A 22,135-nucleotide genomic window follows, 5' to 3' on the forward strand; every position below is an offset into this window, starting at 1 on the left:
GGCGGGTATCCGGGTGGTCGCCGTTGTGCGGAGGCCACCCGGCTTCGTAGTCTGGTCGACGCGGGTGACAGGGGCTGAGCTGCGATGGAGGACTGAGGCACCGGTGCTGTACTGGCTCATGAAGTGGGTGTTCATCGGTCCGCTGCTCAAGACGCTGTGGCCGACCAAGGTCGTCGGGGCGGAGAACATCCCCGAGACCGGCGGCGCGATCCTCGCGGGCAACCACCTCGCGGTCGCCGACTCGTTCTTCATGCCGCTGCGGGTCAAGCGCAAGGTGACCTTCCCGGCCAAGTCCGAGTACTTCACCGAGCCGGGCTTCAAGGGCCTGCTCAAGAAGTGGTTCTTCACCGGCGTCGGCCAGTTCCCGATCGACCGCTCGGGCGGCAACGCGGCCCAGGCCGCGCTCGACACCGCGACCCGGCTGGTCAAGGCCGGTCACCTGCTCGGCATCTACCCCGAGGGCACCCGCTCCCCGGACGGCCGGCTGTACAAGGGCAAGACCGGCGTCGCCCGGATCGCCCTGGACTCCGGCGGCGTCGTCGTCCCGGTGGCGATGATCGGCACCGACAAGGTCAACCCGATCGGCTCGAAGATGTGGTGGCCGCGCCGCCTCGAGGTCCGCTTCGGCAAGCCGCTGGACTTCTCCCGCTACGAGGGACTCGCGGGCGACCGCTTCATCGAGCGGTCGATCACCGACGAGATCATGTACGCGCTGATGGAGCTGTCCGGCCAGGAGTACGTCGACATCTACGCGGCGAAGGCCAAGGAACTGCTCGCCGCGGAGGCCGCCGGAGCCAAGCCGAAGGTGCCGGCGCAGCCCACCGCGCGGGACGCGACCCGGGTGCCCGACAGCAAGGTCGGCTAGCCCACTAGGGTTCACCGGTGCGTTTTTTCTACGACACCGAGTTCATCGAGGACGGCGTGACGATCGACCTGGTGTCGATCGGTGTCGTTGACGAGCGTGGCCGCGAGTTCTACGCGGTCTCCACGGACTTCGACCCGGCTCGTGCCGGGGCGTGGGTCCGCGACAACGTGCTGCCGAAGCTGCCCTCTCCCGCCGACCCGGCTTGGCGCAGCCGCGAGAAGATCCGCGCCGACCTGCTGGAGTTCTTCGGGAAGCCACCGGGCGGGATCGAGCTGTGGGCCTGGTTCGCCGCCTACGACCACGTCGCGCTCGCGCAGCTGTGGGGCCCGATGCCCGCCCTGCCGCGACAGCTGCCGCGGTTCACCCGCGACCTGCGTCAGCGCTGGGAGGACGCCGGCAAGCCGAAGCTCCCGGCGGCCCCGACCGACCAGCACGACGCCCTCGCGGACGCCAAGCACAACCTGGCCCGCTGGGACGTCATCGAGTCGTACTTCCCCCGCCGCTGAGGATTGCTGGAAGGCCGTGAATGCCACATCGAGGGACATAGCGTCCCTGGATGTGGCATTCACGGACTGTCAGCGGCGCGCCCGGACCGCCTCGGCCAGCTCGTCCAGCAGGGGAGCGGTGTCGTCCCAGGCCATGCAGGCGTCCGTGATCGACTGGCCGTAGGTCAGCTGCTCGGGGTGGCCCAGGTCCAGCTCCTGGCGGCCGCCCGCGAGGAAGCTCTCCATCATCAGGCCGGCGATGCCGCGCTCGCCCGCACCGATCCGCGCCGCCAGCTCGCGGACCACCGCCGCCTGGCGGATGTGGTCCTTGCCGCTGTTGCCGTGGCTCGCGTCGATGATCACGCGCTCCGGCAGGCCCGACTTCGCCAGCCGGGCCAGGGTGTCGGTGACCGTTTCGGCGTCGTAGTTGGGGCCGCCCGCGTGGCCGCGCAGGATCACGTGGCAGTCCGGGTTGCCCGACGTCGTGAGCAGCGCCGCCAGCCCGTCGGTGTTGATGCCGGGGAACACGTGGCTCGCCGCGGCCGCGCGGGTCGCGTCGACCGCGACCTGGACGTCGCCCTCGGTGGAGTTCTTGATGCCGACCGGCATCGACAGCGCGCTGCACAGCTGGCGGTGCACCTGGCTGGCCGCGGTCCGCGCGCCGATCGAGCCCCACGTGACGATGTCGGCGATGAACTGCGGCGTGATCGGGTCGAGGAACTCACAACCGACCGGCAGGCCCAGCTCGGAGACGTCGAGCAGCAGCCGGCGCGCCATCCGGAGGCCCTTGTTGACGGCGAAGGTGCCGTCGAGGTCCGGGTCGTTGATCAGGCCCTTCCAGCCCAGCGTGGTGCGCGGCTTCTCGAAGTACACGCGCATCACGACGTGCAGCTCACCGCGCAGCTCTTCGGCCTTCTCGGCGAGACGGCGGCCGTAGTCGAGGGCGGCTTCGGGGTCGTGCACCGAGCACGGGCCGACGACGACGAGCAGCCGGTCGTCGCGGCCTTCGAGGATGTCGACGGTTTCGGCGCGTCCGTGCTGCACGACCTTCGCGACGGCGGCGTCGACCGGATGATCCTCGCGCAGCATGGCGGGCGAGATGAGCGGACTGATCGACGTGGTGCGCGCGGCGTCGAGGTCACCGATGGCGGCCGGGCCTGCGGAGAGCGTCATGGCGGGGGTGTTCCTTCCTGATGGACACCGACCCGCGCGGGGGACCCTCGCCGAGCCGGTAGGAGAATCCGGCTCGGGGGTGGAGGTCAGCGCAGGTTCACGCCGCCGTGCCCACCCGGGGCCGGCTTCGTAAACCAGTAATAGCGCTGCACGTGACCAAGTTAGCACAACGACGGCGCGGACCGATTCGGCAGGTGGTACGGGCTGCACCGATCCAGACGAAGCCAGCTACGCTTGGCCCTGGCGAAATGTGACTGTCATCTCCAGCGAACACAAACGGAGGATTCTCATGCGTGTCGGTGTGCTGACCGGCGGCGGCGACTGCCCGGGTCTCAACGCGGTCATCCGCGCGGTGGTCCGCAAGGGCATCGAGGTGCACGGCTGGGACTTCGTGGGCTTCCGCAACGGCTGGAACGGCCCGCTGACGGGCGACAGCCGCCCGCTCGGCCTGAACGACGTCGAGGACATCCTGACCCGTGGCGGCACGATCCTGCGCTCGTCGCGGACCAACCCGTACAAGGTCGAGGGCGGCGTCGAGCAGATCAAGAAGGTCCTCGCCGAGCAGGGCGTCGACGCGCTGATCGCGATCGGCGGCGAGGACACCCTCGGCGTCGCGAAGCGCCTGACCGACGACGGCGTCGGCGTCGTGGGCGTGCCCAAGACGATCGACAACGACCTGGGCTCCACCGACTACACGTTCGGCTTCGACACCGCGGTCTCCATCGCGACCGAGGCGATCGACCGGCTGCACACCACCGCCGAGTCGCACCACCGGGCGCTGGTCGTCGAGGTCATGGGCCGGCACGCCGGCTGGATCGCGCTGCACTCCGGCCTGGCCGGCGGCGCCAGCGTGATCCTGGTGCCGGAGCGGGCTTTCGACGTCGACCAGGTCGTCTCCTGGGTCGAGCGCCGCTTCGAGAAGGAGTTCGCGCCGATCATCGTCGTGGCCGAGGGCGCGCTGCCCGAGGGCGGCGAGGAGAGCCTGCTCACCGGCGAGAAGGACGCCTTCGGGCACGTCCGCCTCGGCGGCATCGGCACCTGGCTGGCCGACGAGATCGCGAAGCGCACCGGCAAGGAGTCCCGCGCGGTCGTGCTGGGCCACGTCCAGCGCGGCGGCACGCCGACCGCGTACGACCGCGTGCTCGCGACCCGCTTCGGCCTGCACGCCGTCGACGCGGTGGCCGACGGCGACTTCGGTGTCATGGTCGCCCTGAAGGGCACCGACATCGTCCGCGTGAAGCTCTCGGAGGCGACCGCCGAGCTGAAGACGGTCCCGACCGAGCGCTACGAAGAGGCCGAAGTCTTCTTCGGCTGAGCAGCCTGTTCGTCCGTGAAGGCCTCCTTACCGGCTCTTATGGCCGGGAAGGAGGCCTTCACGGCTTTCGGATGCGGGCGCTAGATGCGGGCCAGGGTGTCCAGGACCGTGATCGCGCGGGCGATGTCGTCGGTCAGCGGGCGGTCGTCGGTGCTCTCGTCCAGGACCTCGGACGCGACGTCGAAGGCGTCGCGGACCGGGAGGTCGACCAGGTCGGCGTCCCGCATCCGCAGCGCGCGGACCGCCGCGACCAGCTCGCAGGCCAGCACCTGTTGGTACGACGTGCAAGCCGCCGTCGCCGCGCGGGCCGCCTGGGTCGAGAAGCTCGCGTGGTCCTCGATGCCGCGCGACACGACGGCCGTGCCGAGCGTCGCCGGCAGCGCCGCCTGACGCAGCTCCGTGAGCGCGTCGTGCGCCACGTACTCCAGGATCATCACGCCCGAGCTGCCCGCCGGGCCGGCCGCCAGGAACGGGCGCAGGCCGGTGAACTCCGGCTCGACGAGGTCGCCGAGGCGTGCCACCGACAGCTCCGCCACCTGGTGCACGGTCGCGCGGGCCTGGTCCAGGGCCGTCGACACGTACGCCGTGTGGAAGTGCGCGTGGTGGTAGGCGTCGCCGTGCACCGTCGAGATCATCGGGTTCTCGGTGCTCGCGTTGATCTCGACGGCCAGCACGTCGCGCAGGTAGTGGATCGCGTCCAGTGCCGGGCCCTGGACCTGCGGGAACGCCCGCAGCCCGAACGGGTCCTGGATCCGCCGCCCCGGCTTCGGCGTCTGGTGCATGCCGAGCAGCCGCCGCATCTCCGCCGCGCAGGCGACCTGCCCGGCGTGCGGGCGCGCCTCGTGCACCGGTGTCGCGTACGCCTCGGGGTTGCCGTCGAGCGCGATGTAGGTCAGCGCGGCGATGGCGTGGCTGGCCCGGGTCAGGGTGTCCAGCCGCATCGCGGCCAAGGTCGCCTCGGCCAGCGTCGCGGCGTTGCTGCTCATGAACGCCAGCGCGTCGCCCGCGACCACCGGTACCGGCGGGACGTGCCCGGTGAGCCAGTCGCGTTCGCCGGTGAGCGCCAGCGCCGTCTCGGCCAGCGGCGCCAGGTCGCCGGTGCCGATCGCACCGAGCCGGTGCACCAGCGGTAGCGCGCCGGTGCGGACGGCCTCGGCCAGCGCGCCGATCAGCTCGGGGCTGATCCCGGACCGCCCCGCGAGGAGCTGGTTGAGCCGGATCAGCATCATCCCGCGGACCTGGCCGGGCGGCATCGGGTCGCCGCTGCCGCCCGCGTGGCTGCGCAGCAGGCGCAGCCCGTGTTCCTTCGAGCTCGTGACCGTGTCGTCCTTGTTGGCCCCGACGCCGGTGGTCCGGCCGTAGACCACCCGCCGCGTGCTGAGCTCCTCGGCGAGCTTCCAGGCGTGCTCGGCGCCGCGCAGCGCGGCGATCGAGACGTCGATACCCAGCGGTCCCTCGGTGCGCGCCGCCGTCACGACGTCCGCGCACCGCAGGGTCCGACCGTCCACCCGGATCAAGGGCAGCCTCCTTTCGACTGCCCTCACTATGCGGCTAGGACGCCGGTGGGGCTAGGACGGCGCGGGCGGCCAGGGCGGCATCGGCCAGTCCCAGTGCGGGACGGGCTCGTGCAGGTTCGGCTCGGCGCCGGGCGCGGAGAAGATCACGGCCAGCCGGCTGCCCCACTCGAGGTAGCCGGCGAACGCGGCGCGGAACTCCGGGTCGCCCGGCAGGCCGGCCTCGTCGGCGGCGTCGAGCAGCAGCGTGACCCAGCGGCGGCGCTGCGGCTCGGTGATGCCGCGCCCGAGGTGGCGGCCGATCATGTGGGCGTGCCCGCCGTGGCCGGCCGAGTAGGCGGCCGGGCCGCCGAAGACCTCACCGAGCCAGACCGCGACGTGCTCGGCGTGCTGCGGGTCCATCTGCCGGAACACGGGCTCGAGCAGCGGGTCTTCGAGGACGTGGCCGTAGAAGATCGTGAGGAGCTTCACGAGGGCTTCGTGGCCGCCCGCCCACTCGTAGAGGGTGGGCGTGGCGGGCGGGTTTTCTGGCACGATCACCGGGCAAGGCAACCAGCGGCGGCCCGGTCGGGCAACCACGTACTTTCCGGTGCGCAGGGGGAACGGGATGAAGCGCTACCACTGCGCGACGGAGCTGGCGGTCGACCTGATCGGCGGCAAGTGGAAGCCGGTGATCCTCGCGCACCTCAAGGAGGGCGCCCACCGCTACGGCGAGCTGCGCCGCCGGATGCCGGGGGTGAGCGAGAAGATGCTGACCCAGCAGCTGCGCGAGCTGGCGGCGGACGGCATCGTCCGCCGCGAGGAACGCGCCGGCCGCGTCCCGCACGTCGAGTACCACCTGACGGCGGTGGGGGAGGAGCTGCGCCCGGCGCTCACGGCGCTCTACGAGTGGGGCGAGCGCCGCGCGGCGGCCGCGGGCATCACGTTCGAGCCGCCGCCGGCGGGCTAGGGCGTCTCGTCCAGCCGTCGCTCCAACGCGTCGAGGCGGTCCGTCCAGAAGCGACGGTAGGGGGCGAGCCAGGCGTCCACCTCGGCGAGCGGTTCCGGGCGCAGCGCGTAGCACCGGCGCTGGGCCGCGATCCGGACCGTCACGAGCCCCGCTTCGCGCAGGACCCGCAGGTGCTTGGACACCGCGGGCTGGCTGAGGGCCAGCTCCTCGACGAGCTCGCCGACCGAGCGTTCGCCGTCCCGGAGCAGGTCGAGGATGGTGCGCCGGCGGGGTTCGGCGAGGACGTCGAAGGTCTGCATCACCCCGGAAATGTGCCCCGGCAGGCATATGCCTGTCAAGGAATGCGCACCTACTCTCGTCGGGCAGCTGGTCTGAACCATTGACCTAGTGGTCTAGTCCACTTACGGTAAGTGTGGTCTCCACCACGTTGTCCCCATTGGTTGTCAGTAATTCTCCGAGGGAGAAGGCATGTCCCGTTTCCGCAGGAAGAGCTTCTCTGCGCTGCTGACCCTGGCGGCCGCCGCGGGTCTCATCGCGGCCGGCTCGGCGGTCCCCGCCGTCACCGCCACCGCGACGGCCGCGACCGAAGCCTCCGTCGGCAAGGTGGTCGGCTACTTCACCGAATGGGGGGTCTACGACCGCAACTACCACGTCAAGAACATCGAGACGTCGGGCTCGGCGAGCAAGCTGACGCACATCAACTACGCGTTCGGCAACGTCACCAACGGCGGCTGCGCGATCGGCGACGCCTACGCCGACTACCAGAAGACCTACGACGCCGCGGGCAGCGTCGACGGCGTCGCCGACACCTGGGACCAGCCCCTCGCCGGCAGCTTCAACCAGCTCAAGAAGCTCAAGGCCAAGCACCCCGGCCTGAAGGTGATCTGGTCGTTCGGCGGCTGGACCTGGTCGGGCGGGTTCGCGCAGGCCGCGAAGAACCCCACGGCGTTCGCGAACTCCTGCTACAACCTGGTCAACGACCCGCGCTGGGCCGGCGTCTTCGACGGCATCGACATCGACTGGGAGTACCCCAACGCCTGCGGCCTGACCTGCGACACCAGCGGGGCCGCCGCGTACAAGAACGTGATGGCCGCGCTGCGCGCCAAGTTCGGCTCCTCGAAGCTCGTCACCGCGGCGATCACGGCCGACGGCACCAGCGGCGGCAAGATCGACGCCGCCGACTACGCGGGCGCCGCGCAGTACGTCGACTGGTACAACGTGATGACCTACGACTACTTCGGCGCCTGGGCCGCGCAGGGCCCGACGGCCCCGCACTCGCCGCTGAACAGCTACTCGGGCATCCCGACCGCCGGCTTCTACTCCGACGCCGCGATCCAGAAGCTCAAGAGCAAGGGCGTCGCGGCGGGCAAGCTGTTGCTGGGCATCGGGTTCTACGGCCGCGGCTGGACCGGCGTCAGCCAGGCCGCCCCGGGCGGCACCGCGACCGGCCCGGCGCCCGGCAAGTACGAGCAGGGCATCGAGGACTACAAGGTGCTGAAGACGTCCTGCCCGGCGACCGGCACCGTCGCGGGCACCGCGTACGCCAAGTGCGGCAGCAACTGGTGGAGCTACGACACCCCCTCGACCATCGCGGGCAAGGTGAGCTACGCCAAGACCCAGGGCCTCGGCGGCGCGATGTTCTGGGAGCTCTCGGGTGACACCACCAACGGCGAGCTGATCACGGCCGTCGCGAAGTAAGGGGCTTCGACAGCGGGGGGACCGGCGGGAAACCGTCGGTCCCCCCGATTATCGTTCCCGCCGTGACGTTCAGCGGATTCGGCGAGTACGCCGTCGACTTCTTCGACGGCCTCGTCGAGGACAACTCCAAGCCCTACTGGGACGACCACGTCGACGTCTACAAGGCCGACGTCCGGGCGCCGATGGAGGCCCTGCTCGACGAGCTCAAGGGCGAGTTCGGCGACGGCCTCGGCGAGCCCAAGGTGTTCCGCCCGTACCGGGACGTCCGGTTCGCCAAGGACAAGACGCCCTACAAGACCCACTGCGGCGGCGTGCTCGAACAGGGCCGCGGCGGCGGCGCCTACTACGTCGAGGTCGGGCCGGACGGCCTGCGCGTCGGCGGCGGGTGCTTCCACCTCGCGTCCGACCAGCTCGCCCGGTTCCGCCAGGCCGTCGACACGGACCTGCACGGCGAGGCGCTCCAGAAGATCATCAAGAAGCTCGAGCGCGCCGGCTGGACGGTCGCCGGCGACCGGCTGAAGTCGAAGCCGCGCGGTTTCGACGCCGAGCACCCGCGCCTCGACCTGCTGCGCTACCGCTCGGTGTACGCGGTGCGCACCTGGGAGCCGGACGACGTCCTGCACGAGCGCGGTGCCCTCGACCGGGTGCGGAAGTCGTGGCGGCAGCTGCGCGAGTTCAACGAATGGGCCCGTGACCGGGTCGGACCCAGTGAGCAGCCGCGCCGCTGACCCCCAGGGTTTCTGAACCGTTTCTCTGAACTTTTCGGGATCGGTACAGACGAACGCGCCGACAGGGTCTACGCTATGCGAACGTGAGCCGACGCGCGAAGATCGTTTGTACCCTGGGCCCCGCCACCGCCACCCCGGAGAAGATGCGGGCACTCGTGGACGCGGGCATGGACGTGGCGAGGATGAACTTCTCCCACGGCAGCCACGGCGACCACAAGCAGGTCTACGACCTGATCCGGGACGCCGCCGCCGCGAGCGGCCGGGCGGTCGGCATCCTCGCCGACCTGCAGGGCCCGAAGATCCGCCTCGGCACCTTCGCCGGCGGGCCGGTCGAGTGGCACACCGGCGACATCGTCCGGATCACCGTCGAGGACGTCGCCGGCACCCACGACCGGGTCTCCACGACCTACAAAGGCCTGGCCAAGGACGCCAAGCCCGGCGACCGCCTGCTGGTCGACGACGGCAAGGTCGGCCTGGTGGTCAAGGAGGTCGACGGCCAGGACGTGGTCTGCGAGGTCACCGAAGGCGGCCCGGTCAGCAATAACAAGGGCGTCTCGCTGCCCGGCATGGACGTCTCCGTCCCGGCCATGTCCGAGAAGGACATCGAGGACCTCGAGTTCGCGCTCGAGCTGGGCGTCGACTTCATCGCGCTGTCCTTCGTCCGCTCGCCGGCCGACATCGACCTGGTCCACCAGGTGATGGACCGCGTCGGCAAGGGCCGGCTGCCGGTCGTCGCGAAGATCGAGAAGCCCGAGGCCGTCTACAACCTCGAAGCCATCGTGCTGGCCTTCGACGCGGTGATGGTCGCCCGCGGCGACCTCGGCGTCGAGCTGCCGCTGGAGCAGGTCCCGCTGGTCCAGAAGCGCGCCATCCAGATCTGCCGCGAGAACGCGAAGCCGGTCATCGTCGCGACGCAGATGCTCGAGTCGATGATCAACAACTCCCGGCCGACCCGCGCCGAGGCCTCCGACGTCGCGAACGCCGTCCTCGACGGCGCCGACGCGCTGATGCTGTCCGGCGAGACCAGTGTCGGCCGGTACGCGATCGAGGTCGTCCAGACGATGGGCCGGATCATCGAGGCGGTCGAGACCGACTCGCCGGTCGTCCCGCCGCTGACGCACGTCCCGCGCACCAAGCGCGGCGTGATCTCCTACGCCGCCCGCGACATCGGCGAGCGGCTCAACGCGAAGGCCCTGGTCGCCTTCACTCAGTCCGGCGACACCGTGCGCCGCCTGGCCCGGCTGCACACGCGGCTGCCGCTGCTGGCGTTCACGCCCGAGGACTGCGTCCGCAGCCAGCTCTCGATGACCTGGGGCACCACCACCCAGATCGTGCCGCGGGTGGAGTCCACGGACCAGATGATCCAGCAGGTCGACCACTCGATGCTGGAGATGGGCAAGTACCAGAAGGGCGACCTGGTCGTCATCGTGGCCGGCTCCCCGCCGGGCACCGTCGGGTCGACCAACCTGATCCACGTCCACCGCCTTGGTGAAGACGACCACGCGTAAGGGACGTCGGGGACGTCGACCACATAGGGTCTGGCCATGACTGAAATGGCCAGAGCGGCCGCCACCGAGCTGGAGATCCCGGGTGGCGGCCAGCCGGTGCTGGACCGCTTGGTGGCGTTGCTCGACCTCGAGAAGCTCGAGGAGAACTTCTTCCGCGGCGTCTCGCCCGCCCACTCGCCGGTCCGCGTGTTCGGCGGGCAGGTGGCCGGGCAGGCGCTGGTCGCGGCCGGGCGCACGGTGCCCGACGAACGCCGGGTCCACTCGCTGCACGCGTACTTCATCCGCGGCGGCGACCCGAGCGTGCCGATCGTCTACGAGGTCGACCGGATCCGGGACGGCCGCTCGTTCACCACCCGCCGGGTCGTGGCGATCCAGCACGGCAAGGCGATCTTCTCGCTCTCGGCGTCCTTCCAGAAGGACGAATCGGGCATCGACCACGCCGAGGCGATGCCGGAGGGCGTGCCCGCGCCGGAGTCGCTGCCGACGTTGATGGAACGCGCCGAGGGCTACGCGATCGGCGCGCACAGCCGGCCGCGGCCGATCGACCTGCGCTACGTCAACGACCCGCCGTGGGTCACCCGCCAGACCGGCGAGCCGCCCGCCCGCAACCAGGTGTGGATGCGGGCCGACGGCAAGCTGGGCGACGACCAGCTGCTGCACGTGTGCGTGCTGACCTACGCCTCCGACATGACGCTGCTGGACTCGGTCCTCGCGCGCCACGGCGTCTACTGGGACACCGACAAGGTGCTCGGCGCGAGCCTCGACCACGCGCTCTGGTTCCACCGGCCCTTCCGCGCCGACGAGTGGTTCCTCTACGACAGCGCGTCACCGACCGCCTCCGGAGCGCGCGGTCTGGCCACCGGCCGGTTCTTCGGCGCGGACGGCACCCTCATCGCCACGGTCGTCCAAGAAGGACTCCTGCGCGTCCTCTGAACGCGGACGGGAAATCACCCTTACGGGCGACAAATAGTCGGCGTATTCATCGTCGGAATGGGGCATTCGGGGCGGGGAAGGGGGCCGGGACCGATCGGGGGACGGCCCCGGACCCCTTCTCCGAATGACCACGCGGCGGACCGCGAAGTCATCGTCTACGCTGCTCAACAGGCCGGACCGGGCCTGAGGGCCGAACGACCCGGGCCCGTGCCGCGTCCTGTCGCAGTGCAGAGTGCGAGGATACAAGAGCATTCTGCAAATTGCAGGTTCGACGCGCGCGACGGGTCGGGAATCGGTGCGGTGTTAATGCTCCACTGTCCTGGTTAGATACTGGGAGCAAGCGAACGGCTACGACGCCGTCGACATCCGGAGGTGCCGAATGGCCAGGGGACAGAGCCCCACGGTTCGCCGCCGGAGGCTCGCCGGCGAGCTGCGCCGGCTCCGCGAGGCCGCGGACCTCACCATCGACGAGGTCGGTGAGAAGCTCGAGTGCTCGGCGTCGAAGATCAGCCGGATCGAGACCGGCCACGTCGGGGTCACCCCGCGTGACGCGCGGGACATGCTGGCGCTCTACGGGATCATCGGCGACGAGCAGGAGGCGCTCGTCCAGCTGGCCCGCGAAGCCCGCAAGCGCGGCTGGTGGCACGCCTACAACGAGGTCTTCACCGGCACATTCGTCGGGCTCGAAGCCGACGCGAGCTCGCTGCGCGCGTTCCAGGCCCTGCTCGTGCCGGGCCTGCTGCAGACCGAGCGGTACGCCCGCGCCGTGATCCGGGCCCTGCGCCCGGACGCCGAGGAAGCCGAGATCCGCCGCCGCATCGCCGCGCGGATGGCGCGGCAGGAGCTGCTGTCGGACACGCCGCCGCCGGAGTACTGGGCCGTCATCGACGAGGCCGTGCTGCACCGGGTCGTCGACACCCCCGAGGTGATGGCCGAGCAGCTCTACCGGATGGTCGCCGTCGCCGAGAAGCCGAACGTGACCATCCAGGTGGTGCCGTTCCACGCCGGCGCGCACCCCGGGATGGAAGGCCCGTTCCTGATCATGGGGTTCCCGGAGCAGGCCGACCCGGACGTCGTCTACGTCGACGACAGCACGTCCAGCGGCCTCTACCTGGAGGAACCCACAGACGTCCGGCGCTACGGGCTGATGTTCGACCATCTGCGCGCGGCGGCACTCAAACCGGACGACTCGGTGGAGCTGATCGCCGAGGCGGCCGGACGGTTCGCCGAACGGGCGGCCGTTCCGGCGGCAGTGCACCATCTGGATCCGAGGACACAGTGAGGGAGTTGGGGACCATGGAATCCGAGCTTTCCGGAGAGCTTTCCGGCGCGCGGTGGCGCAAGAGCAGCCACAGCGGCGGCGGCAACGACTGCGTCGAGGTCGCGTTCGTCGCCGGGGGTGCCGCGGTGCGCGACTCGAAAGACCCCGAAGGTGGTGCTTTCCGCCTGCCCGCGTCGGGTTGGCGGGGGCTGCTGGCCGCGGTGCGGCCGGACGGCCCCGCGCGCGACTGAGGCGATCTCGAAGACTGAGGCGTTTCGAAGACTGAGGCGGTTTCGAAGACCCCTTACCCCCGCCGAGCTGGGCTCGGCCGGGAGTAAGGGGTCTTTGCGCGTCAGGGGTACGTGATCACCCGATGCCTGAGGGATCCCCTCAGGACGACTCTGAGTGCTACCAACCGGTGACCTCAGGAACAAGGTGAACACGATGCACAGCGATCTGCTTCTGGACGCGGTCCGGGCCGAAGCGGCCTACCGGGCCGAGGAACTCCACAAGGCCGGGCGCAGCGCCTGGGCCGCCCGCGCCCGCCGCGCCGTCCGCCACGTGCGGGCCGGGCGCAGCGTCGTCGACGTGCCGGCGCAGGAGCGCCGGGAGGTGTCGCGGGAGACCGCGGCCGTCGGCGAGACCGCCCGGTAAGGGGCGGGTGATGGTGTCCAAGGCGATAAGCGTGCGGAACTTGTCGGTGGGGTGAGCAACAATGCTGCTTGTGCCCCGACTCGGCTCCGGAATCCCGCTCGTCGCCCGTACCCACGAGATGCGGCGGCTCCGCGCCGCCTTCGCCCGGGCCGACCGGGGCGAAGCCGGCGCGGCGCTGCTCTCGGGGGACGCCGGGGTCGGCAAGACCCGGCTGCTGACCGCGCTCGCCGAGCACGTCGCCGCGTCCGGTGCGCTGGTGCTCACCGGACGCTGCATCGACGTCCGCGAAGGCGGTCTTCCTTATCTTCCCTTCGCCGAAGCGCTCGCCCCGCTCGGCACCGCGACGGAACCGGCGATCGCCGCCGCCGTGCGGGCCCGGCCCGCGCTCGGCCGGCTGCTGCCGCAGGGCCAGGGCCTCGAGGAGCCCCGGGCGGCCGAGCACGCCCCGATGACCTCGAACGACCGCGAGACGATGGTGCGTCCCCGGCCGGAGCAGGATCTCGGTCAGCTGCAGTTGTTCGACGCGGTACTGGGGGTGCTGACCGAGATCGCCGAGTCCCGGCCGGTGGTGATCCTGCTGGAGGACCTCCACTGGGCCGACGCCTCGACCCGCAACCTGCTCTCGTTCCTGCTCAGCCGGCTGCGCGCGCAACGGCTCCTGGTCGTGGGCAGCTACCGCGAGGAGGACGTCCACCGGCGCCACCCGCTGCGCGGCCTCCTCTCTGAGCTGTTCCGGCTCGCCACCGTCGAGCGCGTGGACCTGCAGCCGTTCGGCACCGCCGACGCGCGCACGTTCGTCGAGGCGCTGGCCGACGAGCCGCTCCCGGCGGATGTCGTCGCCGACATCGTCAGCCGCTCCGAGGGCAACCCGTTCTTCGCCGAGGAGCTGCTCGCCACCAAGACCGAGTGCAACGACCTGCCCGCGGGCCTGGCCGAGGTGCTGCTCTCCCGGTTGGAGCGGCTCTCGCCGGACGCCCGTCGCGTCGTGCGCGTCGTATCGGTGGCGAACGAGCCGGTGATGCACGCGGCCCTCGCCGAGATCTCCGCGCTCGGCGAGCTGGAGCTGGACGAAGCGCTGCGCGAGGCCGTCCAGCACCACGTGCTGGTGGTGATGCCGGACGGCGCCTACTGGTTCCGGCACGCGTTGCTGCAGGAAGCGGTGTACGGCGACCTGCTGCCGGGGGAGCGCTCGCGCACGCACGCGGCCTACGCGACGCGGATCCGGTCGCGGCCGCAGGGTCGCGGGCACGACGCGAAGCTGGCCTACCACTCGATGCAGAGCAGCGACCTGGTCACCGCGCTGCCGGCGTTGCTGCGCGCGATGGACGAGGCCGAGAAGCTGGGCGCGCCCGGGTCGGCGCTGCGGCACGTCGAGCAGGCACTGTCCATCTGGGACGCCGTCCCGGCCGCCGACCGGCCCGAGGGGTTCGACGAGCTGCGGCTGCTGCACGAGGCGTCGTACTTCGCGGGCACGTCCGGCGAGCCCGAGCGGGCCGCCGCGTTCGCCCGCTCGGCCACCCAGGCCCTGACCGCCGACAGCCCGGCCGACAGCGCGGCGAAGACGTGGCGGCGGCTGGCGGAAGCGCTGCTGGCGCTGGAAGGCACGCTCGACGAGGCCGTCGCGGCGATCGACCGCGCGTGGGACCTGGTCAAGGACACCGAACCCAGCGGCACCCGCGCGTGGGTGCTGGCCAGCCGCGCCGGGTTCCTGCGGCTGCTCGACCAGCCGGACGCGGCGCTGGACAGCGCGCTCACCGCGGTCGCCGACGCGCAGGAGGTCGACGCGGCCGGGGCGGAGGCGTCGGCGCTGGTCACCCTGGGCACGCTGGCCGACTCGGCGGGCGACGCCGCGGAGGCCCGCGAACGTTTGCGCCAGGCCGAGCGCAAGGCGCGTGACTCCGGGGCGCTGAACACCGAGATCCGCGCGACCTACTTCCTCGCGCTGAGCCACGACGACCAGGCCGAGTTCGCCGAGGCGCTCGAACACGCCTCACGCGGGTTCGCCCGGGCCGAGGAGTCCGGGCTCAGCTGGAGCGTCTACGGCCTGGAGCTGCGGGCGCGGCAGATGACCCTGCGGTACCTGATGGGCGACTGGCCGGACGAGAGCGCCGGCCGCGCCGGGCGCGGGGTGTCCGGCGCGGTCGCCGCGCGGATCCTCGCCATCTGGTCGCTGTTCGTCGTCGCCCGCGGCCGGTTCGACGAGGCCGCGAAGCTCGTCGCCGGGCTGCGGCAGCACTGGACGGCGGACATGCAGATCCCGCTGTCCGCCGGGGACGCCGGCATCGAGCTGGCCTACTGGCGTGGTGATCACCAAGCCGCGGTGAAGCAGGCGGAAGACCTCATCGGCTGGCTCGAACGGATCGAACCCGGTCTGCTGCCCGGCATCCGGGTGGCCGCGCTCGGCACGACCGCCGCGGCCGCGCTGGCCGCCGAGGCCCGGATCCGCGGCGACGCGGCGGCCGTCGACGCCGCGCTGGCGGCGGGGGAGCGGATGCTGGCGCACGGCCGGATGTGCGCGATCGTCGGGCAGCCGCGCTCGGGGACGCTCGGGCCGGAAGGCCGGGCCTGGCTGGCCCGGCTGGAAGCGGCGGCGTCCGGCCTGAGCGGCAAGGGCGACCCGGAGAAGTGGGCGGCCGCGGCGGCCGCGTTCGGCTACGGCGCGGTGTACGAGCAGGCGATCTGCCGCCGGCACGAGGCGGAAGCCCTGCTGCTGGCCGACGACGTCGACCAGGCCCGGACCGCCCTGGAAGCGGCCCACGCGGTGGCGACCCGGCTGGGCGCGATCCCGCTGCGGGACGCCGTCCGCGACCTCGCGCACCGCGCGCGGGTGGACCTGCCGGGCGTCGAACCGGCGGCCCCGGCCCGCGCGGTCGTCGACCCGCTGACCGACCGCGAGCGCGACGTCCTCGAGCGCGTGGCCCTGGGCCGCACGAACCGCCAGGTCGGCGAAGAGCTGTACATCAGCGAGAAGACGGTCAGCGTCCACCTGTCCCGGGTGATGGCGAAACTCGGCGCGAGCCGCCGCGCGGAAGCGGTCGCGATCGCCTACGACCGAGGCCTGCTCACAGCCCCCACCGCAGGCCAAAACGCGTAACTCGCGTGATTGAAGCCGGAACTCGCGTGATCGGGGCCGTCACGGCTTCAATCACGCGAGATCCGGCCCGGATCACGCGAGTTACGGGTCAGCGGGGGAGGCGGCGGAGGGCTTTCAGGCCCAGCGTCATGCCGCGGGACCACAGGGAACCCGAGATTCCGCGCGGTGGGCGCAGGGCCAGGCCACGCTGTAGCGCGATCGACTGAGACTCCGTGTACTTCAGCAGGCCTTCGGCGCCGTTGCGGCGGCCGACGCCCGAGTCCTTCATGCCGCCCATCGGGACGCCGACGCTGCCGAACGTCGCCGCGTAGCCCTCGTTGACGTTGACCGTGCCCGCCTTGAGCCGGGCCGCGACCTCCCAGCCCGCGTGGCCGTTGCGCGACCAGACGCTGGCGTTGAGCCCGAACGGCGTGTCGTTGGCGCGGTCGATGGCCTCGGTGACGTCGGTGTAGCCGTAGATCGAGACGACCGGCCCGAACGTCTCCGCGGCGAACGGCACCATCTCCGCGGTGACGCCGGAAAGGACGGTCGGCTCGTAGAACAGCGGGCCGAGGTCGGGCCGGGCGCGGCCGCCCGTGAGCACGGACGCGCCCTTCGCACGGGCGTCCTCGACGTGCGCGGACACCGTCTCGAGCTGGTCTTCGGACGTCAGGGAGCCCATCTGGGCGTGGTAGTCCAGCGCGCCGCCCAGCTTCACCGCGGCGGTGCGGGCCACGAACGCGCGGGTGAACTCCTCGCGGATCGACTCGTGGACGTAGATCCGCTCGACCGACACGCACAGCTGCCCGGCCGAGGAGAAGCACGCGGTCACCGCGCCCGTCGCGGCCTTCGCGACGTCGGCGTCGGGCAGCACGATCATCGGGTTCTTGCCGCCGAGCTCGAGCGAGTACGACGTCAGCCGCTTCGCCACCTGCCCGGCCAGCTCCTTGCCGGTCGGCGTGGACCCGGTGAAGCACAGGTAGTCCGACTCCTCGACCAGCGCAGTGCCGATCTTCGAGCCGCGGCCGAGCACGATCTGCCAGGTCCCGGCCGGCAGCCCGGCCTCCTCGGCGAGCTCGTGCAGCCACAGCGCGGAAAGCGCGGTCTGGTTGTCCGGCTTCTGTACGACGGCGTTGCCGGCCGCGAGTGCCGGGAAGACGTCCATCGCGGTCAGCGCGAGCGGGTAGTTCCACGGCGAGATGACGCCGACGACGCCCTTGGGGTGCCGCAGCTCACCGGCGCGGGTCAGGCCGGGGATGACGCCGGCGACGCGGCGCGGGGCGAGGATCTTCGCGGCGTGCTTGCCGTAGTAGGCCGCGACCAGCGCGGTCGCGCTCACCTCGTCGAACGCGTCGAGCCGGGCCTTGCCCGCCTCGACCTGGACCAGGTCGAGGACCTCGTCCTGCTTGGCCAGCACCAGGTCGTGCAGCTTGGTCAGCACCCGGGCGCGCTCGGCGGGGGAGTGCTCCGCCCACGCCCGCTGTGCCGTCCGCGCGGCGGCGAACACGGCGCGGGCGTCGGCGTCGGTGGCCTGGGGCAGGGTCGTGATCGGCTGCCCGGTGAAGGGCGCGGTCATCCGGATCGGGGCCGAGTCCGCGCCGCCGGCCACCCGGGCGACGAGCTGGGCCGCCCGGGCCGCGGCCGGCGCACCGGCGACCCCGCCGACGGTCGGCGGGAGCGCGGTGTCGTGGACCGGGTTCGCGGGGGTCGTGCTGGTCATGACGTCTCCGTTCCGCGCGGCGACGCGCAGGGGTTACCGACGAGTACAGCATACCGTCGGTACGTCGGCTGTCCAGCTCGATGTGAATCTATTTCATGTTTTGGGCGGGTTCAGCGGCGGGAGCTGGTAGGTCGGCTCGGTCGTCGGCGCCGCCGGCGGCTCGTCCCGATGCGGCTGGGCCTGCGTCGCCTCGTAGCCGTCGGCGGGCTGCTGCGACGACAAAGGCTGCGCCGGAAACGGCTGTGACGACGGGAATGGCTGTGACGGCGGGCCCTGGGTGGCGAACGGCTGGGACGGCGGCCCCTGTGCGGGGAACGGCTGGGACTGCGGGCCTTGACCGGGATACGCCTGCTGCTGCGGGCCGCCGTAAGGCTGCTGTCCCGGGTACGGCGACGAACCCGGGTAGCCGCCCGACTGCTGCGGCCCGACCGGGTACGGCCGCGACTGCTGCTGCGGGTAGCCCGGCCCGCCGTGCAGGTTCGCCGGTGGACCGGCGGGTGCCGTCGCGCGCCGGCCGGCCAGCAGGGCGAACGCCAGCACGACCACCGCGAGCGCTCCGCCGCCGAGCAGCAGCCAGAACCCGGTCCCGGTCGTGTAGTGCGACTTGATCGAGTCGTCGTCGGACTCGTAGCTCAGGGTCGCCGAGACGTCCATGCCGAGCATCCACACCGCCGCGGCCACGCCCGCGCCGCCGACGAGCAACGCCGTCCGCGCGCCCGTCCGCGTGCCGGGGCTCGCCGACCGGCGGACGCCGAGCAGCGCCAGCGCAGCGCCGGCCAGCAGCACCACCGCGCCGACGGAGAGCGGGATGCCGTAGTGCGCGACGTGGGTGCTCTCGTAGAACTTCTGCGCGTCGGGGCTGGGCTCGATGTCGAAGGACCGCGACCACGCGCTGATCGTCTGGCTGCTCTCGGTCTTGCCGCTGACGATCTGCTCGAACGTCGTCTGCGGCAGGAACGACCCGACCAGCACGAGGACCGCGGCGAGCGCGCCGAACAACCCGGCGATCAGCCGGAAGAGCGCGCCGGGATCGGCGGACGGCGACGCTGACGGCGGCCGCGGCGGCTGCATCTGTGGTGGGCCGTACGGGTACGGCTGCTGAGGGTGGGGCGGCGGCGCGCTGGGGGTCATCGATTCTCCCTCTTTCCGGCGATTGGACCACGAATCGGCCTGCGGGATAAGGGGTCAAGTGACACTGGTGCGCCGCGCTGGTCAGCTCGGCGCAGTGGTGGCGTCCTGGTAGAGCAGAACGGCGATCCGCTTCCACTCCTCCAGGAGCTGGCGGCGCCGCTTCGGGTCGCCGCCGAGCTCGGCGTCCAGCGCCAGCCCGCGGGTCAGGTTCACGGTGAGCCAGAACAGCATCTCCGCGCGTTCGGGCGGGAGCTCGCCGGCGACCTGGGTGACGTGCTCGAGCGTGGCGCGCCCGAGCGCGCGGTCGACCGGGCGGATGGCCGCGCGCAGCTCGGGGTCGGTGCGGGCGGCGACCCACAGCTCGGTGACGGCGGTCGAGAGCGTGCCGGAGTAGCCGGTCCAGAGCAGGTCGATCGCGGCGGCGACGCCGGTGCCGCCGCTGGGCAGCCGGTCCAGCGACGCCGCGAGCTGGCTCCGCAGCCGGTTCGTGAGGTGTTCGACGGCGGCCGCCATCAGCTCGGCCTTCGCGGTGAAGTGGTGCTGCACCGCGCCCTTCGACACGCCCGCGCGGGCGCAGATCTCCTGGACCGACGTGCGCGCGTACCCGAGGTCCACCAGGCAGTCGATGGTGGCGTCGAGCAGCGCCGTGCGGGTCTGCTCCCGCCGCTGCGCCTGGGTGCGGTGACCCGTCTCGGTCACTCCGGCCTCCCCTGCTTTACCTACCGGCCTGAACGGATGTACATTCCGAAGAGAACTTACATGCTGACCGTCATGTTTTCCAGCACTCGTCCCGCAGGAGGGTCCCCGTGCCGCTGAAACTCCCGAAGAGCTCCTGGAGCACGACCGAGCTCGAAGACCTCCGCGAGCTCTCGCGGTCGTTCATGCAGAAGGAGCTCGTCCCGAACCAGGAGCGCTGGGCGGCGGAGAAGAAGGTCGACCGCGAGCTGTGGAACAAGGCGGGCGAGGTCGGCCTGCTCTGCCTGTCGATCCCCGAGGAGTACGGCGGTGGCGGCGGCACGTTCGCGCACGAGGCCGTGCTCTACGAGGAGCAGGCCCGCTCCGGCGACAGCGCGTGGGGCGTGACCGTCCACAACGGAATCGTCGCGCACTACCTGAGCGCGTACGGCTCCGAGGAGAAGAAGCGCGAGTGGCTGCCGAAGATGGCCAGTGGCGAGATGGTCGGCGCGATCGCGATGACCGAACCGGGCACCGGCTCGGACCTGCAGGGCATCAAGACCCGCGCGGTGCGCGACGGTGACCACTACGTCATCAACGGCGCGAAGACCTTCATCACCAACGGTTTCCACGCCGACCTCGTCGTCGTCGCGGTGAAGACCGACCCGGACGCGGGCGCCCAGGGCGTCTCGCTGATCGCCGTCGAGACCGACACCCCGGGCTTCCGGCGCGGCCGGGTGCTCGACAAGGTCGGGCTCAAGGGCCAGGACACCGCCGAGCTGTTCTTCGACGACGTCCGCGTGCCCGCGGCCAACCTGCTCGGCGACGCCGAGGGCCAGGGCTTCATCCAGCTGATGCTGCAGCTGCCGCAGGAACGGCTGATCATCGCCGTCACGGCGGTGGCCGGGCTGGAGGCGGCGGTCGACCTCACGCTCGAGTACACGAAGGAGCGCACGGCGTTCGGCCGGCCCATCTTCTCCTTCCAGAACACCAAGTTCAAGCTCGCCGAAGCCGCCACCGAGGCCGCTGTCGCGCGGGCGTTCCTCGACCAGTGCGTCGAACGCCACCTCAAGGGCGAGCTCGACGTCCAGGGCGCGGCGATGGCGAAGCTGTGGACCACCGAGCGGGTCAACAAGGTGGTCGACGACTGCGTGCAGCTCTTCGGCGGCTACGGCTACATGTCCGAGTACCCGATCGCGCGCGCCTGGGCCGACGTCCGGATCTCCCGGATCTTCGGCGGCACCAGCGAGATCATGAAGGAAATCATCTCCCGCTCGCTCTGAGCCGCTCCGAAGGGAACCACGCTATGAAGGCAGGTCCGCTCAGCGGCCTGAAGGTGGTCGAGCTGGCCGGGCTCGCGCCCGGGCCGTTCGCCACGATGATCCTCGCCGACCTCGGCGCCGACGTCGTCCGCGTGGACCGCGCGACGCCGGGGGAGGACGTGCTCGGCCTGCCGGTCGACCCGCTGGCCCGCGGCCGCCGGACGATCGGCGTCAACACCAAGACGCCCGAAGGTGTCGAGCTGGTGCTGAAGCTGTGCGACACGGCCGACGTCCTCATCGAGGGCTTCCGCCCGGGCGTCGCCGAGCGGATCGGGCTGGGCCCGGACGTCGTGCACGCCCGCAACCCGCGGCTGGTCTACGGCCGGATGACCGGCTGGGGCCAGGACGGCCCGCTGGCGACGGCGGCCGGCCACGACATCAACTACATCGGCATTTCCGGCGCGCTCGAGCCGATCGGGCGCGCGGGGGAGCGGCCGGTGCCGCCGCTCAACCTCGTCGGCGACTTCGGCGGCGGCGGGCTGCTGCTGGCGATGGGCGTCCTCGCCGCGCTGTACGAGCGGAACACCTCCGGCGAGGGCCAGGTCGTCGACGCGTCCATGGTCGACGGCGCCGCGCTGCTCACCACCAGCCTGCACGGCATGGCCGCGGCCGGGCTGTGGGGCGGCGGGCGCGGGGACAACATGCTCGACGGCGGCGCCCCGTTCTACGACACCTACGAGACCGCGGACGGCAAGTACGTCGCCGTCGGCGCGATCGAGATGCGGTTCTGGGGCGACCTGGTCAAGGTCCTCGACCTCGACCCGGCCGAACTGCCGCTGCACGTGGACAAGACGCAGTGGCCGAAGCTGCGCGAGATCGTCGCCGAGGCGATCGGCAAGCACACGCGCGACGACCTCGTCGCCCGCGCGGACGGCACCGACGCCTGCCTGACGCCGGTGCTGTCGCCGCAGGAGGCGGCGAGCCACCCGCACAACGCGGCCCGCGGCACGTTCGTCGAGATCGGCGGCCTGGTCCAGCCGGCCCCGGCGCCGCGCTTCGGCCGGACGCCGCCGGAAACGCCGGAAGCCCCGCGCACCAAGGGATCCGACACCGAAGCGGTGCTGGCCGAGCTGGGCGTCACGGACCTCGGGGCCCTTCGGGAGGCCGGGGCGATCGCCTAGCGCCTAGTCC

21 protein-coding genes are annotated in these 22,135 nt (G+C 71.7%); 14 read left to right on the forward strand and 7 right to left on the reverse strand.

The genetic code is table 11. The annotated features are described in order from the left end of the window. Positions 1 to 103 precede the first annotated feature (103 nt). Both OG439_RS01575 and OG439_RS01580 read left to right on the forward strand, forming a co-directional pair. Entirely contained in the window at positions 104 to 865 is a 762-nt protein-coding gene (locus tag OG439_RS01575; RefSeq protein WP_247063237.1) for a lysophospholipid acyltransferase family protein, read from the forward strand. 17 nt (positions 866 to 882) lie between these two features. Further along, positions 883 to 1,371: a polyadenylate-specific 3'-exoribonuclease AS gene (locus tag OG439_RS01580; RefSeq protein ID WP_247063239.1), complete on the forward strand. Its 489-nt coding sequence runs from the start codon at positions 883 to 885 to the stop codon at positions 1,369 to 1,371. Between the two features lie 69 nt (positions 1,372 to 1,440). Here the strand turns inward: OG439_RS01580 and OG439_RS01585 are convergent, their stop codons facing one another. Continuing rightward, on the reverse strand, positions 1,441 to 2,523 hold the full coding sequence (locus OG439_RS01585) for a 3-deoxy-7-phosphoheptulonate synthase (protein WP_326947559.1): 1,083 nt from the start codon (positions 2,521 to 2,523) through the stop codon (positions 1,441 to 1,443). Between the two features lie 289 nt (positions 2,524 to 2,812). On the opposite strand from OG439_RS01585, the gene OG439_RS01590 reads away from it, so the two are divergent. Further along, positions 2,813 to 3,838: a 6-phosphofructokinase gene (locus tag OG439_RS01590; protein ID WP_326947560.1), complete on the forward strand. Its 1,026-nt coding sequence runs from the start codon at positions 2,813 to 2,815 to the stop codon at positions 3,836 to 3,838. Between the two features lie 80 nt (positions 3,839 to 3,918). Here the strand turns inward: OG439_RS01590 and OG439_RS01595 are convergent, their stop codons facing one another. After that, on the reverse strand, positions 3,919 to 5,355 hold the full coding sequence (locus OG439_RS01595; RefSeq protein ID WP_326947561.1) for an aromatic amino acid ammonia-lyase: 1,437 nt from the start codon (positions 5,353 to 5,355) through the stop codon (positions 3,919 to 3,921). Between the two features lie 51 nt (positions 5,356 to 5,406). Beyond that, on the reverse strand, positions 5,407 to 5,892 hold the full coding sequence (locus tag OG439_RS01600; protein ID WP_326947562.1) for a group II truncated hemoglobin: 486 nt from the start codon (positions 5,890 to 5,892) through the stop codon (positions 5,407 to 5,409). A 67-nt stretch (positions 5,893 to 5,959) separates the two neighbouring features. Between OG439_RS01600 and OG439_RS01605 the strand changes: the two genes are divergently transcribed. Beyond that, positions 5,960 to 6,301 (forward strand): winged helix-turn-helix transcriptional regulator, encoded by a 342-nt coding sequence (locus OG439_RS01605; RefSeq protein ID WP_326947563.1) that lies wholly within the window; start codon positions 5,960 to 5,962, stop codon positions 6,299 to 6,301. Here the strand turns inward: OG439_RS01605 and OG439_RS01610 are convergent. Then, positions 6,298 to 6,600: an ArsR/SmtB family transcription factor gene (locus OG439_RS01610; protein ID WP_326951465.1), complete on the reverse strand. Its 303-nt coding sequence runs from the start codon at positions 6,598 to 6,600 to the stop codon at positions 6,298 to 6,300. The genes OG439_RS01605 and OG439_RS01610 overlap by 4 nt on opposite strands. 169 nt (positions 6,601 to 6,769) lie before the next feature. Between OG439_RS01610 and OG439_RS01615 the strand changes: the two genes are divergently transcribed. From OG439_RS01615 to OG439_RS01650, 8 genes are all read left to right on the forward strand, one after another. Then, positions 6,770 to 7,999, forward strand: coding sequence for a glycoside hydrolase family 18 protein (locus tag OG439_RS01615; protein WP_326947564.1), 1,230 nt, complete (start codon positions 6,770 to 6,772; stop codon positions 7,997 to 7,999). Between the two features lie 62 nt (positions 8,000 to 8,061). Further along, on the forward strand, positions 8,062 to 8,727 hold the full coding sequence (locus OG439_RS01620) for a DUF2461 domain-containing protein (protein ID WP_247063254.1): 666 nt from the start codon (positions 8,062 to 8,064) through the stop codon (positions 8,725 to 8,727). An 83-nt stretch (positions 8,728 to 8,810) separates the two neighbouring features. Next, entirely contained in the window at positions 8,811 to 10,235 is a 1,425-nt protein-coding gene (gene pyk, locus OG439_RS01625; RefSeq protein WP_326947565.1) for a pyruvate kinase, read from the forward strand. 36 nt (positions 10,236 to 10,271) lie between these two features. Continuing rightward, positions 10,272 to 11,168 (forward strand): acyl-CoA thioesterase, encoded by an 897-nt coding sequence (locus OG439_RS01630; RefSeq protein ID WP_247063257.1) that lies wholly within the window; start codon positions 10,272 to 10,274, stop codon positions 11,166 to 11,168. A gap of 379 nt (positions 11,169 to 11,547) precedes the next feature. Next, a complete protein-coding gene (locus OG439_RS01635) occupies positions 11,548 to 12,450 on the forward strand; it encodes a helix-turn-helix domain-containing protein (RefSeq protein WP_247063259.1) in 903 nt (300 codons plus the stop codon). Between the two features lie 14 nt (positions 12,451 to 12,464). Then, positions 12,465 to 12,680: a DUF397 domain-containing protein gene (locus OG439_RS01640; RefSeq protein WP_247063267.1), complete on the forward strand. Its 216-nt coding sequence runs from the start codon at positions 12,465 to 12,467 to the stop codon at positions 12,678 to 12,680. A gap of 193 nt (positions 12,681 to 12,873) precedes the next feature. Next, positions 12,874 to 13,083 (forward strand): hypothetical protein, encoded by a 210-nt coding sequence (locus OG439_RS01645; protein ID WP_247063269.1) that lies wholly within the window; start codon positions 12,874 to 12,876, stop codon positions 13,081 to 13,083. 61 nt (positions 13,084 to 13,144) lie between these two features. Further along, positions 13,145 to 16,177 carry a helix-turn-helix transcriptional regulator gene (locus tag OG439_RS01650; RefSeq protein ID WP_326947566.1) on the forward strand — a complete coding sequence of 1,011 codons (3,033 nt, stop codon included), beginning with the start codon at positions 13,145 to 13,147 and terminating at the stop codon, positions 16,175 to 16,177. Between the two features lie 88 nt (positions 16,178 to 16,265). On the opposite strand, the gene OG439_RS01655 is transcribed toward OG439_RS01650, so the two are convergent. The 3 genes from OG439_RS01655 to OG439_RS01665 all read right to left on the reverse strand — a co-directional run bounded on the left by OG439_RS01655 (position 16,266) and on the right by OG439_RS01665 (position 19,706). Continuing rightward, positions 16,266 to 17,876 (reverse strand): succinic semialdehyde dehydrogenase, encoded by a 1,611-nt coding sequence (locus OG439_RS01655; RefSeq protein WP_326947567.1) that lies wholly within the window; start codon positions 17,874 to 17,876, stop codon positions 16,266 to 16,268. A 93-nt stretch (positions 17,877 to 17,969) separates the two neighbouring features. Further along, positions 17,970 to 19,007: a hypothetical protein gene (locus OG439_RS01660; RefSeq protein WP_326947568.1), complete on the reverse strand. Its 1,038-nt coding sequence runs from the start codon at positions 19,005 to 19,007 to the stop codon at positions 17,970 to 17,972. Positions 19,008 to 19,088: 81 nt separating this feature from the next. Next, positions 19,089 to 19,706, reverse strand: coding sequence for a TetR/AcrR family transcriptional regulator (locus OG439_RS01665; protein WP_247063276.1), 618 nt, complete (start codon positions 19,704 to 19,706; stop codon positions 19,089 to 19,091). Between the two features lie 107 nt (positions 19,707 to 19,813). Here OG439_RS01665 and OG439_RS01670 point away from each other — a divergent pair, with 107 nt between their 5' ends. Both OG439_RS01670 and OG439_RS01675 read left to right on the forward strand, forming a co-directional pair. Further along, on the forward strand, positions 19,814 to 20,965 hold the full coding sequence (locus OG439_RS01670) for an acyl-CoA dehydrogenase family protein (RefSeq protein ID WP_326947569.1): 1,152 nt from the start codon (positions 19,814 to 19,816) through the stop codon (positions 20,963 to 20,965). A 23-nt stretch (positions 20,966 to 20,988) separates the two neighbouring features. Further along, a complete protein-coding gene (locus OG439_RS01675; protein WP_247063278.1) occupies positions 20,989 to 22,125 on the forward strand; it encodes a CaiB/BaiF CoA transferase family protein in 1,137 nt (378 codons plus the stop codon). Positions 22,126 to 22,135: the final 10 nt, after the last annotated feature.

The organism is Amycolatopsis sp. NBC_01307, from assembly GCF_035975215.1.
Taxonomy (GTDB): Bacteria; Actinomycetota; Actinomycetes; order Mycobacteriales; family Pseudonocardiaceae; genus Amycolatopsis.

Coding starts and splice junctions, on each gene's coding strand:
- OG439_RS01585 (WP_326947559.1), bottom strand. CDS start 2,523: ATGACGCTCTCCGCAGGCCCGGCCGCCATCGGTGACCTCGACGCCGCG.
- OG439_RS01590 (WP_326947560.1), top strand. CDS start 2,813: ATGCGTGTCGGTGTGCTGACCGGCGGCGGCGACTGCCCGGGTCTCAAC.
- OG439_RS01605 (WP_326947563.1), top strand. CDS start 5,960: ATGAAGCGCTACCACTGCGCGACGGAGCTGGCGGTCGACCTGATCGGC.
- OG439_RS01610 (WP_326951465.1), bottom strand. CDS start 6,600: ATGCAGACCTTCGACGTCCTCGCCGAACCCCGCCGGCGCACCATCCTC.
- OG439_RS01615 (WP_326947564.1), top strand. CDS start 6,770: ATGTCCCGTTTCCGCAGGAAGAGCTTCTCTGCGCTGCTGACCCTGGCG.
- OG439_RS01630 (WP_247063257.1), top strand. CDS start 10,272: ATGACTGAAATGGCCAGAGCGGCCGCCACCGAGCTGGAGATCCCGGGT.
- OG439_RS01635 (WP_247063259.1), top strand. CDS start 11,548: ATGGCCAGGGGACAGAGCCCCACGGTTCGCCGCCGGAGGCTCGCCGGC.
- OG439_RS01640 (WP_247063267.1), top strand. CDS start 12,465: ATGGAATCCGAGCTTTCCGGAGAGCTTTCCGGCGCGCGGTGGCGCAAG.
- OG439_RS01645 (WP_247063269.1), top strand. CDS start 12,874: ATGCACAGCGATCTGCTTCTGGACGCGGTCCGGGCCGAAGCGGCCTAC.
- OG439_RS01650 (WP_326947566.1), top strand. CDS start 13,145: ATGCTGCTTGTGCCCCGACTCGGCTCCGGAATCCCGCTCGTCGCCCGT.
- OG439_RS01655 (WP_326947567.1), bottom strand. CDS start 17,876: ATGACCAGCACGACCCCCGCGAACCCGGTCCACGACACCGCGCTCCCG.
- OG439_RS01660 (WP_326947568.1), bottom strand. CDS start 19,007: ATGACCCCCAGCGCGCCGCCGCCCCACCCTCAGCAGCCGTACCCGTAC.
- OG439_RS01675 (WP_247063278.1), top strand. CDS start 20,989: ATGAAGGCAGGTCCGCTCAGCGGCCTGAAGGTGGTCGAGCTGGCCGGG.